We start from the raw sequence: 13,525 nt of genomic DNA on the forward strand, positions 1-13,525 counted from the left end.
ACGGTGACAGAGTAGGGTTAGCGGATGGACCGTTTGCGTGAAGATGCATGGTCCGTTCAGAACCCGAGGATACCTCCGGAGCGCACGGGTGCGTCGCGCGATGCCCGACGGTTGGGCGCGCATCGGGTTTCATGCGCGTCATGCCACGAAGCGACACGTTCGCTCGCCGGCGACAATCCGTTGGCGTTCCGTCCGGAAATGCGTCAATCTCATGCGGGCGCGCAATACGCCAGCGAAAGTCGATTGCGTGATCGACAGGTGTGCGGCTCCAGTCATTCCGGAATGACTGACCATGCCGGAAAACCGCGTTGCGGTGCGATTCGCCGGGACTCATTTGTTTTTGAATTGCCGACTTGTGGTTATTTACCGTATCGGTAAATTATCCCGTGCTGCATCGCGGAAATGTCAAAATTACCCGTCCCGTGAAATGAAGGTCGGCTGCATGATCAGCTGGCTGCCGGAATTCGAGGGGACTACTTAATTGAAAGGTATGGACTCGCCCGAGACGGGCCGTTATGATGGCGCCGCTTGTCGTGAGAGACAGCCGATCCCCGCCAAGAAAAAGACATAAGCGTGGGAGAAAATGCCGATTTTCTCGAATGTTTGCCTGCTGGCGAATGCGATTGCATTGATTGCCTGAAAGCCGCGAATCGCATTCCGTCGAAGATGCATTCGGAAATTAATATTTCGGACATCGACATGTAGTAATGCCGCGTCGCCTGCGTCGCGGCAATCAGAAAAGAAAGCGAGAGGGCCCATGAAAGAGTTGCCAGGAATCGCCGGATTGGCCGAGTCCGCGGGATCGTCCCCGCTTGCCGGCGCGCTGCAGTCGGGCGCGATGCAAATGGCCGCGGCGGCGAATCCCGTCGTCGGCAAGATCGCGCCGACCGCATCGGCCGTCATGCAGGCCCTGGCCGCCGGCGGGAATCCGGCGCAGATTGCGGCGTCGATGGCCGCACCGGCGGCCGGCATGCTGAATCCGCTTGCCGGGCAACTCGCTTCCGGCGCGATGGCCGGCATGCGCGGCGCGGGCGCCTCGGCGATGCCGATGGCGGCTGCCGACGCGCCGCCGGCTGTCGACGATCACCCGCTCGCCGGGCAGCCGCTTTCCGATCTCGCTTCCGCACCGCAATTCTTCGTTCCGGGCCAGACGGCCGCGCAGCCCGGCGCCTCTGCCGCGTCGTTGCCGTTCAGCGAGACGACGCGCCTGCTGCGTTTCCAGTCGTCGCTGACCGGCAACCGCGCGCTGTCGATCGCGGCGATCACCGGCGGCGAAGCGCTGTCCGAAATGCCCGGCTACACGCTCGACCTGATCACGCAGAATCCGTCGATCGACCTCAAGGACGTGCTGAACCAGGCGGTCGCCGTGAACATCACGCTCCAGGACGGATCGGAGCGGCAGATTCACGGCTATCTGGTCCGGTTCGGCTTCGAGCGCAACGACGGCGGCATCGCGCACTATCGCGGCGACCTGGCGCCGTGGCTCTGGTATCTCGGCAAGCGGGTCAACAGCCGGATCTATCAGCAGGTCACGGTGCTCGACGTGCTGCGCAAGGTCTTCGCCGATTATGGCGCGCTGGTCGATTACCAGACGCACATCAAGCAGGAACTGAAGCCCGAGGACTACGTCGTCCAGTTCCAGGAAAGCGACCTGAATTTCGTCAGCCGGCTGCTCGAGCGGCACGGGCTGTTCTACTACTTCGAATACCGGCAGGACGGCCACACGCTCGTGATCGCCGACGATTCGGCGTCCTGTCCCGACCAGGCGCACGATCCCGTCGTGACCTACAACGCGGCGAGCGGCGTGCAGCAGGCGGACCGCCTGACCGCGCTATCGGCGAGCCGCGAAACCCAGCCCGGCGTGGTGGCGCTGCATACGTTCGACTACAAGCACCCGAAGGGCCGGCCTTACGTCGAACTGCCGACGCTGGCCGATCAGGGCAATGCACCGAAGCTCGAGGTGTACGACGGCAGTTCGGCATTCGCCTACAAGGACACCCGCGCGGGCGAGGCGGAGGCCAAGCGCCGGCTCGAGGTGTACGAGTGGCAGGCCAAGGTATTTCGCGGCAAATCCGGTTGCCGCGGGCTCACGGTCGGCCGCAAGTTCAAGATCGACGGGCACTTCTGGTTCGACCCGGCCAAGCAGGACGACAACACGTTCCTGGTCGTCGGGATCCGGATCGACGCGAAGAACAACTTCGACGATGCCTCGGCGCAGCCCGGCAGTTTCCGCAACGAACTGACGCTGATCCGCAGCAAGATTCCGTATCGTCCGGTGCGGCAACATGACAAGCCGGTGATGCCCGGCCCGCAGAGCGCGATCGTGGTGGGCCCGAAGGGGCAGGAGATTCATACCGACGGCATGGGCCGGATCAAGGTGCAGTTCCCGTGGGATCGCTACGGCAAGAACGACCAGGACAGCTCCTGCTGGATCCGCGTGTCGCAGCCGTGGGCAGGGCGCGGCTGGGGCACCGTTGCGATTCCGCGCGTGAACCAGGAGGTCATCGTCGATTTCCTCAACGGCGATCCCGACCGGCCGATCATCGTCGGCCGCATGTTCAACGCGGAACAGACGCCGCCCTACGGCCTGCCCGACGGCGCGCACCAGATGGGTTTTCACAGCAACTCCACGCCCGGCGGCGGCGGGTTCTGCGAAGTCGTGATCCACGACAAGAAAGGCGAGGAACTGGTCAATATCCACAGCCAGAAGGATATGGCCACGACGGTCCAGAACAATCACGTGACGGTCGTGAACGGCCCGAACCAGACCAACGTCGTCACGCAGGGCCAGCACGCGAGCATCGTGCGTAAGGCGATTTCCGTGCAGTCGCAGGACGAGCACATCCAGCACACGGCGAAGACGGCGGTGATCCTGCATGCGCAGGAACAGCATATGGCGCTCAAGGCGAAGGGCCCCGTGCAGATCGAATCCGATACCGAGCACGTGCACGTCAAGGGCTCCCAGTCGATCGTGCTCGAATGCGGGAAGGCGAAGATCACGCTGTCGGCCGACGGGCAGATCGTGCTCGACGGCACGCGCGTGGTCGTGCTGGGCTCACAAAGTGTCGACCTGAATCCCGATGGCGCGACCGGGCCCGCGGCGCCGCCGCTCGTGCCGGTGAACGATCCGACCGATCCCGAGCCGAACGCCGCCGCGCCGGCGGCAGGGGGGGGCGGAGGAGGAGGCGGCGGCGGTGGCGGCGGGGCAGCCGCTGCTGCGCCGGCGCACGGGAAAAAGCAGGCGAAAGGCGCGCCGAAGAAAGCCGTGGCGACCGGGCTCGGCGCCGACGTCGACAAGCTCGCCGCGAAGTCGCCGACGCTCGAACACGACATCGCCAAGTTGCAGAAGGACGGCTGGCATATCCAGTACGGTCCGGCGAATCAGGGGTCGTCCACGAACAAGCACGGCCAGCCGCCGACGATCGTGATCGACGGCAACGACCGCGGCAATCCGCAGGCCGTCGTCCAGGGGCTCGCGCATGAAACCGGACACGCGCTGTACCCGGGCGCGCCGGATTTATCGAGCAAGACCAATTACGTCAACAGCGAACTGGCGGACGAAGGCGCGGCGACGATGAACAACATCAAGGTGCAGCGCGAAATCCTCGCGCACGGCGGCCCGGACATCCAGATCGCCGGCAATCCGGCCAATTCGCCGGCCTACAATGCCGCGTACAACCAGTTCGTGAAGAACGGCGACGCGAACGCGGCACGGGCCGCCATCGGCCACGTCTATGGCACGGGCGAATACGCGTCGGTGCCCGTCAACGGCCAGTATGTCAATTATCAAACGTACTACGGAAGCTGGTATGACCGTACTTACCCCCCGTCCCACTAAGCGCGGCCGCGGCGCGGCGATCGCCGCCTCGCTGCTGCTCGCATTGTCGCTGGGCGTGACACCGGCGTGTTCGCAAGGATCGAAGAAGATGCACACAACCGTTCAACTCAGTCTCTGGCAAGTGATCGACCAGATCGGCGCGCATCAGCCGATCCGGCGCGAACCCGTCGAGCACCTGCTGCACGCGAAGCTCGCGCGCAGCGAATCGAGCAACGAATACTTCACGTTCTGGAGCAACGACGATGGCGCGCCGATCAAGCTCGACGACGGCACGCAGATCGAGCGCGTCGTGCTGCGCACGAGCAATGAAGGCGGCGCGCAGGGTGCGCTGACGTTGACGCTGTCCGGCCGTTGCGTCGGCCGCGACGACGTGAAGGCGCATTTCGCCGGGATGCGGATCGCCGGTACGCCGACGGGCCGCTCGCCGAACGAGGAGACGACGTTCCGCTCGGAGACACCCTGGGGCGAACTCGTGTTCGGGTTCGCGGAGCGCAACCCCGATTGCCTGTCGAGCGTCGGTTTCGGCGAGAAGGCGAAGTAACGCGCGCCCCTCACGCATGTGCGTGGATCGATAAAAGGAAAAACGGAATGGCGGCTTACCGATTGCACGAGGGGCGCATGGCGTTGCCCGACGGCTGGCGCGACCAGACCATGAATGTGTTCCATTTGCCGGATGCGTCCGGTCGCAAGGACGTCGCATTCGTGGTGACGCGCGACTACGACACGCCGCTCGATGACGCCGGCGCGTACGCGGATGTGCAGCAGACGGCGTTCAAGCGCCAGTTTCCGGGCTACAAGCCGCTCGCGCGGGAGGCCGTCACGATCGGCGGACTGCCGGGCATCATGCTCGACTACCAGTGGCGCAGCGACAAGACGGTGCTGCGGCAGCGGCAGGCGATGGTCCGGCTCGACGACGCGATGCTGGTGTTCACGCTCAATGCACGCGTGGAGGATTTCGAGCGGCACGTGCCCGCGTGGACGTCGATCCTGGCGTCGTTCGTCCTGATGCCGCCGGTGCCGGATGAAGCCGATACGCCGGCGGCCGCGCACGACGGCCTGCCGCACGTGTTCGCGCTGTCGGCCAGGACACGCGTGCTGCGCGTCTATCCGGACCTGCGCACGGTGTGCGAGCGGATCAGCACGCGCGAAGTCGAAGGTCACGACTGGGTGTTCTTCGCGAGCGACGGCTCGCCGCTCGAACCGAGCATTGTCCAGCACAGCCGCCAGGGGTTGTTCAAGGCGGAAGGGCGCTACGAGTTGCGGCCCAGCCGGGGCTATTCGGGGCTCCCGCTGCTGCGCCGGCTCGACGCGGTCACGGCCGTGGAGGGGGTGCCGCCGCTGGTCTCGCTGCAGGACATCGAAGCGCACCTGCGTCAGCAGGCCGCCGCGCGGCCGGACGGCGCGTCGTCATGAGCGGTGCCGAGGCCGCCCTGCGCGCGGCCCGCATGGGCGACGAGATCGGGCATGGCTTCGGGCTGCTCGGCATGATCGCGGGCGCGGTGGTCGGCGCGGTGGTCGCGGCGGCCATCGTGACGGCGACCGCGGCCACCGGCGGCCTCGCGCTCGTCGCGATCATCGGCGGCTGCGTGGCGGGTGGCGGCCTCGCCGGCGGCGCGCTGGTCCGCGGCATCCAGAAAGCGGCCAACCTGCCCGGTCCAACCACCGGCATGCTGCATCAGGGATCGCCGAACGTCACGGTCAACAGTCGCTCCGCGCTGCGCGCCGGCGTCGACTATGCGGACGAATGCAACGGCCTGCCGTTCAATCATTTTCCGCAGACGCGGTTGCTGGTCGCGCAGGGGTCGCGCACCGTGACCGTCAACGGCAAGCCGATGGCGCGCCTGTCGATGAAGATGGAATGCGGCGCCGCCATCAAGACGGCGAGCGACAACGTGACGGTCGGCGGCGAGACCGTCACCGTCGTGGAGATTCACGACACGGAAGCGATGTTCGAGACGGCCCTCGAAGTGCTCGGCTTCGTCGCGCTCGGCGCGGCCGGGCTGGGCGCGCTCGCGGCCGGCCTGGGCGCCACCGCACTGTTCGCGGGCACCGTGATCGGCGCCAACGTCGGCCTGAATGCGCTCCATTCATGGGGCGAGTCGCTGGGCCCCGGCTACGGCGACATCATGGTCGGCGTCGCCGGGTTCGCGCTGCTCGGCCTGGGCGCGAAGGGCGCCGACACGGAAGCCGCGAAGAACGCGGTCGATGTGTTGAACCGCACCAAGGTGGAGATCGAGCCGAACACGCTCGGCGCGAACGGCGGCAACGTCCGCGTCACGACCAAGGGCGTGCCGCGCACGCTGTACGATCAGCTGCGCGCCAAGACGCCGAGCTCGAAGATCCAGAAGATGGTCAACGAGAACTACGAGCCCGGCATGGACGATCCCGCGCTGCCGGGCCTGACGATCGACAAGCCGCTGCATGCGGACCACATCGTATCGATGAAGGAGATCACCGAGATGCCCGGGTTCAAGGATCTGTCCTTCGACAACCAGGTCAAGGTCCTGAACAACCCCGACAACTTCACGGGCCTGAGCGAGACGGCGAACACGTCGAAGGGGTCGAAGTCCTATGCCGACTGGACCGAATACAAGAAGGGCGGCATCAAGGTGGACGAAGGATTCAGGCAGCAGATGATGCAGCGCGAGGCCGACAACCGGACGATGCTGCAGCAGCAGATCAAGGATTTGCTTGGCGATCAGCCCAAGTAGAATGTGTCGACGACGAATTCAAGGGTGAGTGGCAATGATTGAGCTATCCGCAACGACTTACACGGCCGAACTGAAGCGCTTCAAGCTGCGCGGCCAGGTCTGGCTTGCAGCGAACGAGATTCCCGCCGACGTGCAGGTGCCGACCGCATGGCGCGTGCTGCTGGATACGCCCGACGCCGCGCTGGGCAACTGGCTCGCGAAGATGTGGGCGGGCGTCGCCGGCCGCTTGCCGGCGGTCGAGCAGTTCTTCGCGGAGAAGCTGCGGCGCCCCGCCGTGTTCCAGAAGGAGAACGGCGATCTGTGCCTGCTCTATCCGTACACGGTCGAACAGGACGACCTGAACTTCTTCATCGGCCATCCGCCGCTCGGCGATCTCGTATCGGATGACATGCCGCTGTGGCGCGCATTGCCCGACGATCTGCGCAGCTTCTACCAGTTCACGCACAACGGCTGGACGTTCTTCCCCGCGAACTCGATGGGCCCGTTGCCGATCGGCGACCAGACCGCGCTGACGGACAAGCTCGACCTGACGCCCGACGAGACGCGCCAGCTCGGCGTGAATCCTGATCTCGTGTGGACGGTGTTCCAGAATGGCGGCGGCGACTATCTGTGCCTCGACCTGCGCGACAGCGCCGGCGACGGCAGCGACGCAGGGCGGATCTGGTGGCACGAGAATCCGACCGAACTCGAGCCGGTGGATTTCTGGGCCGTGATGAACGCGTGGTTCGAGATTTTCGTCGAGGAAGCCGACAAGCGATGATGAGACACGCCCGGCGCCTTTCGGGCGCCGGGCGTGTCGGATCTCGGTCACGGTGAAGCGCGCGAAATGCACGCTGACGTTCGGCAGCCCGGCGACGATCGCGGTCGTCAGCGGTTCGAGCGCGGTGTTCGACGACGGCGTCAGGATGCCGATGCGGATGCGCGGATTCATCGCGGGGCGTCCGTTCAATCGAGCAACTGCCGCACGGCGTCGACGGCCTCGCGGCGCAGCGCGGCCAGGTCGAGGCCCGGAATCTCGCCGTTGTCCACCACGACGCGGCCGTTCACGATGTTGTACTTCACCGGCGCGGGCTCGCCGGCGGTCACCGGCGCGATCGAATAGTCGTGGAAGCCGTTGAAGCGCGGCCCGCTCACGTCGTACAGCACGAGATCGGCGGCCCGGCCCGGCTCCAGCGTGCCGACCGCGTTCAACCCGAGCACGCGCGCGCCGCCTTGCGTGCCCCAGTGCAGCACTTCCTCGGCGGTGGTGGCCGCCGCACCGTGCGCCGCACGATGCACGAGCCACGCGAAATTCGCTTCGTGCGTCATGCTGCCGGATTCGTTCGATGCGACACCGTCGACGCCGAGCGACACCGGCACGCCGGCCGCCGCCATGCGCGGTGCGGGCGCGATGCCGCTGCCGAGCCGCGCGTTGCTGACGGGGCAGTGCGAGCAGCCGGTGCCCGTTTCGGCGAGCAGCGCGATTTCGTTCTCCTCGAGATGGACGAGGTGCGCGAACCACACGTCGGGACCTAGCCATTCGTGTTCGGCGACGAATTCGACCGGGAGCTTGCCGTAGCGCTCGCGGCAGAAGTCGACGTAACGCGTCGTCTCCGACAGGTGCGAATGCAGCCGCAGGCCCATCCCGCGCGCGGCGCGCGCGACTTCGGGCAGCAGGTCGGGCGGCAGCGAGAAGGTCGGTGTCGTCGGGGCGACGACCACGCGCCGCATCGATGCGGTGCCCGCGTCGTGATAACGCGCCTTCAGCCGTTCGATATCGGCAAGCATCCGGTCGAGCGTCTCGGGCTGCAACGCCGTGCCGGCGAAGCCCGGATGATCGCCGGCCGCCTGCAATGCGCCGCCGCGGCACAGTACGAAGCGCATCCCGAAACTGGCCGCTTCGTCGAACAGCAGGTCGCCGGTCTCGGTCGTGCCGCCCGCGTGATACAGGTAGTGATGATCGGCGCAGGTCGTCACGCCGGACAGCAGCAGCTCCGCGAAGCCGAGCCGTGCGGCGATGCGCGCGAGTGCCGGCGTGAAGCGCGCGACGCGCGGATACGGCACGGCCGCGAGCCATTCCTGCAGGCCGGCGTTGATCCCGGCCGGCACGGCCTTCAGCAGGTTCTGGAACAGGTGGTGATGCGTGTTGACCCAGCCCGGGTAGACGACGCAGTCGGTCGCGTCGATCACGCGTTCGCCGGGCAGCGGTGCGAGATCGGGCGCAATCGTCTCGATCCGGCTGTCGCGGATGCGCAGGTCGGCCTGGCCGAGCCGTGCGGCGTCGCCGGTGCGGCCGCTCATGACCGCGATCGGGTTGCGGATCAGCAGCGAAGAAGAAGGAACGCTCATGGTCGGGTCTCCTCGAATACGGATAGTCGGGTTGTGGTTCGTCAGGCGCCGCGCGGGCTCGATGCCGCGCGCGGCATGCGGCCCGTCAGTCGCACTCGCGCGCCATCGGGCTGCCGTGCGCGGCGTCGGCGTGGACGTGCGATTCAACGGGGGCAGCCGCCGGCACACCGTTGAGCAGCGCGTTGAGCAGCACCGACACGAGGCACGCGAGCACGACGCCGCTGTGCAGGAACGGCTGCGTCCAGTCGGGCATGTGCGCGAACACCTTCGGCGCCATCACCGGAATCAGCGCGGTCGCGATCGTGAAGCCGACGATCAGCACGTTGTAGCGGTTGCCTTCGAAGTCGACTTTCGCGAGCGTCTGCACGCCGGCGGCGACCACCACGCCGAACATCGCGATACCGGCACCGCCGAGCGCCGCCGACGGCGTCGACGCGACGATCGCGCCGATCTTCGGCACCAGCGCGACGACGCACATCAGCACGCCGCTGACCGCGACGATCCAGCGGCTGCGCACGCCGGTCAGGATCACGAGCCCGACGTTCTCCATGAACGCGATGAACGGGAACGCGGCGAACGTGCCGGCGATCGCGCTCGCGACGCCGTTCGCCCGCAGCCCGCGCACGACGTCCTCCTCGCTCACCTGCTTCTCGACGATGTCGCCGATCGCGACGAACAGGCCCATCGACTCGACCATCTGCACGATCATCACGACGACCATCGTCAGCACCGGCACGATCGCGAACACCGGCGTGCCGAAGTGGAACGGGTAGGGCACGGTGAACCACGGCGCGGCGGCGACGTTCGTGAAGTTGCCCATCCCGAGCGCGATCGCGAGCAGGCTGCCCGCGACGAGCCCGATCAGCACCGACAGGTTGCGCAGGAACGCGTTCGCGAAGCGGTTGACCGCGAGGATCACGACCGCGACGACGAGCGCGACGGCGAGAAACGACAGCTCGCCGAACTGCAGCTTCGCCGCGTCGCCGCCGCCGGCCCACTGGTACGCGACCGGAAACAGCTGCAGCCCGATCACGGTGACGATGCAGCCGGTCACGACCGGCGGGAACAGGCGGCGCAGCCGGCCGACCAGCGGCGCGGCGAAGGTCGTAACGATGCCCGCGCCGATCACCGCGCCGCACACGCCGGCGAACCCCACGCCCGGCGTCAGGCCGATCGCGATCACGGGGCCGACGCTGCTGAATGCGACGCCCTGCAGGATCGGCAGGCGTACGCCGAGTTTCCAGACGCCGACCGTTTGCAGGATCGTCGAGATGCCGGAACAGAACAGCGCGGTGCTGATCAGCACGGTCGTGTCGGCGGGCGACATCTTCAACGCGGATGCGACGATCAGCGGCACCGCGATCGCGCCGATATACGCGACGAGCATGTGTTGCAGGCCGAGCGTCAGCATCTGGCGGCGCGGCAGGACCCGATCGACGGGATGTGAAGCAGCGTTCATGGGCGAGTCTCCTGAGGTTCGTTTGCGGGCGGGCGCGCGATGCGCCCGCCTGGCGTGCCCGTCAGGCCGCGACCGCCGCGGCGAGGCAGGCATGGAAACGGTCGGTCAGCGCGGCGCGATCGAGATCGCGGCCGATGAAAACGATGCGTGACGAGCGCGGCTCGCACCCCCACGCCTGCGCGGCGCGCAGCTCGATCACGCCGTGCACGCCCTGCAGCACGTAGCGCTGCGCGCGGCCCTGCACGGCCAGGATGCCCTTCATCCGGAACAGGTTCGCGGTATCGGCGCGGCGCAGCTCGCCGAGCCACGTTTCGAGCGCGTCGAGATCGACGTCCGCGTCGACTTCGATGCCGACCGACGACACGCTGGCGTCGTGTTCGTGGTGGTCGTGATCGTCGTCGTGTGCGTGGGCTGCGTGCGCGTGGTCGTCGTGCTCATGCTCGTGCGCGTGTTCGTCCGCATGCGGCGCATCGGCCTGCAGCCCGTCGCTCTCGACGAGGATCTGCGCGAATTCGTTCGCGCCGATGCCGAGGATGCGGTCGAGATCGACCTGCGCGTAGCTCGACGTGACGATCTCCGCCGTCGTGTTCAGCTCGCGCAGCCGCGCGGTCAGCGCATCGACGTCCGGTGCGTCGACGAGGTCGACCTTGTTGATCACGATCCGGTCCGCGCAGACGATCTGGTCGACCGCCTGGTTGTCGCGGCCGTCGAGCACCAGATCGTCGAGATGCGCGCGGATATGCTTCGCGTCGACCATCGTGACGACCGCGTCGAGCGCGACTTCCTTCGCGATCGGATCGTCGAGGAAGAAGGTCTGCGCGACCGGATACGGATCGGCGAGGCCGCTCGTCTCGACGATGATGTGATCGAGCCGGTCGGGGCGCGCGACGAGCATCCGCACGATCCGCACGAGATCCTCGCGCACCGCGCCGACGCAGCACACGCAGCCGTTCGTCATCTCGTAGATTTCCTCGGTCGATTCGAGCACGAGGCCGCCGTCGATGCCGATCTCGCCGAACTCGTTCTCGATCACCGCGATCTTGCGGCCGTGCTTCTCGCGCAGGATGTAGTTCAGCAGCGTGGTCTTGCCCGCGCCGAGAAAGCCCGTGAGCACGGTGACCGGAATCTTCTCGACGTCGCTGTGGGTGGTGTGGATGTGGGTCATGATGCGTCTCCGTTGAGTCGGTTGGGCTGCGGGTTCGGCTGTGATGCGTTGTCTTTCCAGCGATGGACGGTGCGGGAATCGAGGTCGAACAGGTCGAGCACGCGGCCGAGCGTGTGGTCGATCATCTGGTCGAGCGAAGCGGGGCGCGCGTAGAACGCCGGCACCGGCGGCGCGACGATCGCGCCCATCTCCGTGACGGTGGCCATGTTGCGCAGGTGCGTGAGCGTGTACGGCGTCTCGCGTGCGAGCAGCACGAGCCGGCGGCGCTCCTTCAGCACGACGTCGGCCGCGCGCGAGATCAGGCCGGAGGAAAGGCCGCTCGCGATCTCGGCGAGCGTCTTCATCGAGCATGGCGCGACGATCATCCCGAGCGTGCGGAACGATCCGCTCGAAATCGGCGCCGCGATGTCGTCGCTGCGGTACAGCACGCTCGCGAGCGCGGTGATGTCGGACAGCCGGAAGTCGGTCTCGTGCGCCATCGTCAGCGCGGCGGCGCGCGACACGACCACGTGCGTCTCGATGTCGAGGTCGCGCAGCAGCGCGAGCAGCCGCATTCCGTACACGAAGCCGGATGCGCCGCTGATGCCGACCACGAGCCGCCGCGCGCTCATCGCGACGCTCCGCCGAGTTGCGCGATCACGTGCGCGGCGCGCTGCATCGCGGCGTCGCCGACGCGTGCGCGCACGCCGTCGAAACGCGAGCCGCGCGTCGCGTCGATCCCCATCCGCGACGTCGTGCCGTCGGCCGACGACGACGGATCGAGCGGGCTGCCGGGCAGGCCGTCGACGACGAACAGGTCGCGGTGCGGCTGGAAGTGCGTCGCGATGGCCCACAGCACCTGCGTGTCGTCGGTGATGTCGACGTCGCTGTCGACCGCGACGACGTTCTTCAGGTACGGGTCCCAGCCGAGCAGCGCGAGCATGACCTGGCGTGCGTCGCCGTCGCGCGACTGCTTCAGCGCGACATAGCAGTGGAAGTGCGTACCGGAATTCGGATAGTGGATCGCGGTGACGGAAGGAAAGCGCGCCTTCAGCTTTTCGCTCATCTCGGCTTCGCGCGGCAGCCGCGCGAGCGTCAGGTGCTCCGCGTACGGGCCGCCGACCACGTCGACGAGCCATGCATCCTTGCGCCGCATCATCGCGTCGATGCGCAGCACGTTGTTGGTCGAGCGGTCCGACGAGTAGCCGGTGAATTCGCCGAACGGGCCTTCTTCCGCATGCGCGTCGGGATCGATCGTGCCTTCGAGCACGAACTCGGCGGCGGCCGGTACGCCGATGCCGTGGCGCGGCGTGCGCACGAGCTGCAGCGGCGCGCCGAACAGTCCGCCGGCAATCGCGCGCTCATCCGCGCCGAACGGCACGCGCGCGGCGGCCGCGAGCATGAACAGCGGATGCGCGCCGATCACCATCGCGACCTTGAGCGTGTCGCCGCGCGCCTTCGCGGTCTGCAGCATCCGCCACAGATGACCGCGCGAATGCAGGCTCGTCGCCAGCGCGTTGCGCGCATGCGGCATCGAGCGGTGGTAGCTGAGGTTCGCGACGCCCGTCACCGGATCTTCGGCGACGATCACCGCATTGGTCACGTAGGGCCCGCGATCGGTTTCGAAGTGGCGGATCATCGGCAGCTGCGCGAGATCGACCGCGTCGCCTTCGGTTACCTGATCGAGTACGGGGCCGTGCGGCACGACGACCGGCGCGACGGGTGCGTTCGCATGCTGCTGCCACGCATCGAACAGGCCGTTCGCATCGACGCCGAACAGCCGGCCGATGCGCGTGCGGGACGCGAATACGTTGGTGACGAGCGGTGTCGACAGACCGTCGACGCGCTCGCAGACGAGCATCTCGTGCCGCCCGCGCGCGGCGAGCGACGCGACGACGGCCGTGACGTCCTGGTCGGCGGACAGCGGCTGCGCGAGCGTCAGCACGTCGTCCGGAAAGCGTTCGCGATAGGCGTTCGCGAAGTGATGAAAATCCTGCTGCTCGGCAAAAAGGCTGGACGCCATGATGCACTCCGTCGGATGCGGA

General features: G+C 67.1%; 11 protein-coding genes and 1 pseudogene. 5 read left to right on the plus strand and 7 right to left on the minus strand.

Going from position 1 to position 13,525, the window contains the following annotated elements; genetic code table 11:
• Window positions 1-513: 513 nt before the first annotated feature.
• Window positions 514-972 carry a hypothetical protein gene (locus tag LGM56_RS01420; protein ID WP_174973743.1) on the minus strand — a complete coding sequence of 153 codons (459 nt, stop codon included), beginning with the start codon at window positions 970-972 and terminating at the stop codon, window positions 514-516.
• Between LGM56_RS01420 and LGM56_RS01425 the strand changes: the two genes are divergently transcribed.
• From LGM56_RS01425 to LGM56_RS01445, 5 genes are read left to right on the plus strand one after another with little or no spacing between them, the layout of a single operon-like run.
• Window positions 971-3,838, plus strand: coding sequence for a type VI secretion system Vgr family protein (locus LGM56_RS01425; RefSeq protein WP_226202341.1), 2,868 nt, complete (start codon window positions 971-973; stop codon window positions 3,836-3,838). The two genes, LGM56_RS01420 and LGM56_RS01425, sit on opposite strands and share 2 nt — an antisense overlap.
• Complete coding sequence (locus LGM56_RS01430; protein WP_144023082.1) at window positions 3,810-4,379, plus strand: hypothetical protein; 570 nt, start codon at window positions 3,810-3,812, stop codon at window positions 4,377-4,379. Before LGM56_RS01425 ends, LGM56_RS01430 begins: the two co-directional genes overlap by 29 nt.
• A gap of 47 nt (window positions 4,380-4,426) precedes the next feature.
• A complete protein-coding gene (locus tag LGM56_RS01435) occupies window positions 4,427-5,251 on the plus strand; it encodes a DcrB-related protein (RefSeq protein WP_226202342.1) in 825 nt (274 codons plus the stop codon).
• Window positions 5,248-6,549: a PAAR domain-containing protein gene (locus LGM56_RS01440; protein WP_089496390.1), complete on the plus strand. Its 1,302-nt coding sequence runs from the start codon at window positions 5,248-5,250 to the stop codon at window positions 6,547-6,549. Before LGM56_RS01435 ends, LGM56_RS01440 begins: the two co-directional genes overlap by 4 nt.
• A 34-nt stretch (window positions 6,550-6,583) precedes the next feature.
• Window positions 6,584-7,309, plus strand: a complete 726-nt coding sequence (locus tag LGM56_RS01445; protein WP_089426882.1) for an SMI1/KNR4 family protein — start codon at window positions 6,584-6,586, stop codon at window positions 7,307-7,309.
• A 39-nt stretch (window positions 7,310-7,348) separates the two neighbouring features.
• Here LGM56_RS01445 and LGM56_RS01450 read toward each other — a convergent pair.
• The 6 genes and pseudogenes from LGM56_RS01450 to LGM56_RS01475 all read right to left on the minus strand — a co-directional run.
• Window positions 7,349-7,480 (minus strand): annotated as a pseudogene (locus LGM56_RS01450) (Asp/Glu/hydantoin racemase); the annotation flags it as partial.
• Window positions 7,481-7,494: 14 nt separating this feature from the next.
• Window positions 7,495-8,877, minus strand: coding sequence for an amidohydrolase family protein (locus tag LGM56_RS01455; protein ID WP_226202343.1), 1,383 nt, complete (start codon window positions 8,875-8,877; stop codon window positions 7,495-7,497).
• Between the two features lie 85 nt (window positions 8,878-8,962).
• Window positions 8,963-10,336, minus strand: a complete 1,374-nt coding sequence (locus LGM56_RS01460) for a nucleobase:cation symporter-2 family protein (RefSeq protein ID WP_089496393.1) — start codon at window positions 10,334-10,336, stop codon at window positions 8,963-8,965.
• A gap of 61 nt (window positions 10,337-10,397) precedes the next feature.
• Complete coding sequence (locus LGM56_RS01465) at window positions 10,398-11,501, minus strand: CobW family GTP-binding protein (RefSeq protein WP_226202344.1); 1,104 nt, start codon at window positions 11,499-11,501, stop codon at window positions 10,398-10,400.
• Window positions 11,498-12,112, minus strand: a complete 615-nt coding sequence (locus tag LGM56_RS01470) for a UbiX family flavin prenyltransferase (protein ID WP_089475404.1) — start codon at window positions 12,110-12,112, stop codon at window positions 11,498-11,500. Before LGM56_RS01470 ends, LGM56_RS01465 begins: the two co-directional genes overlap by 4 nt.
• Complete coding sequence (locus tag LGM56_RS01475) at window positions 12,109-13,503, minus strand: UbiD family decarboxylase (RefSeq protein ID WP_226202345.1); 1,395 nt, start codon at window positions 13,501-13,503, stop codon at window positions 12,109-12,111. Before LGM56_RS01475 ends, LGM56_RS01470 begins: the two co-directional genes overlap by 4 nt.
• Between the last annotated feature and the right edge of the window lie 22 nt (window positions 13,504-13,525).

The sequence above is a fragment of the Burkholderia sp. AU38729 genome, from assembly GCF_020419725.1.
Lineage (GTDB): Bacteria > Pseudomonadota > Gammaproteobacteria > Burkholderiales > Burkholderiaceae > Burkholderia.

What these genes read in the sequence shown, in the direction of transcription:
- LGM56_RS01425 (WP_226202341.1), top strand. Translation starts at nt 971, where the DNA reads ATGCTGAATCCGCTTGCCGGGCAACTCGCTTCCGGCGCGATGGCCGGC.
- LGM56_RS01420 (WP_174973743.1), bottom strand. Translation starts at nt 972, where the DNA reads ATGCCGGCCGCCGGTGCGGCCATCGACGCCGCAATCTGCGCCGGATTC.
- LGM56_RS01430 (WP_144023082.1), top strand. Translation starts at nt 3,810, where the DNA reads ATGACCGTACTTACCCCCCGTCCCACTAAGCGCGGCCGCGGCGCGGCG.
- LGM56_RS01435 (WP_226202342.1), top strand. Translation starts at nt 4,427, where the DNA reads ATGGCGGCTTACCGATTGCACGAGGGGCGCATGGCGTTGCCCGACGGC.
- LGM56_RS01440 (WP_089496390.1), top strand. Translation starts at nt 5,248, where the DNA reads ATGAGCGGTGCCGAGGCCGCCCTGCGCGCGGCCCGCATGGGCGACGAG.
- LGM56_RS01445 (WP_089426882.1), top strand. Translation starts at nt 6,584, where the DNA reads ATGATTGAGCTATCCGCAACGACTTACACGGCCGAACTGAAGCGCTTC.
- LGM56_RS01455 (WP_226202343.1), bottom strand. Translation starts at nt 8,877, where the DNA reads ATGAGCGTTCCTTCTTCTTCGCTGCTGATCCGCAACCCGATCGCGGTC.
- LGM56_RS01460 (WP_089496393.1), bottom strand. Translation starts at nt 10,336, where the DNA reads ATGAACGCTGCTTCACATCCCGTCGATCGGGTCCTGCCGCGCCGCCAG.
- LGM56_RS01465 (WP_226202344.1), bottom strand. Translation starts at nt 11,501, where the DNA reads ATGACCCACATCCACACCACCCACAGCGACGTCGAGAAGATTCCGGTC.
- LGM56_RS01470 (WP_089475404.1), bottom strand. Translation starts at nt 12,112, where the DNA reads ATGAGCGCGCGGCGGCTCGTGGTCGGCATCAGCGGCGCATCCGGCTTC.
- LGM56_RS01475 (WP_226202345.1), bottom strand. Translation starts at nt 13,503, where the DNA reads ATGGCGTCCAGCCTTTTTGCCGAGCAGCAGGATTTTCATCACTTCGCG.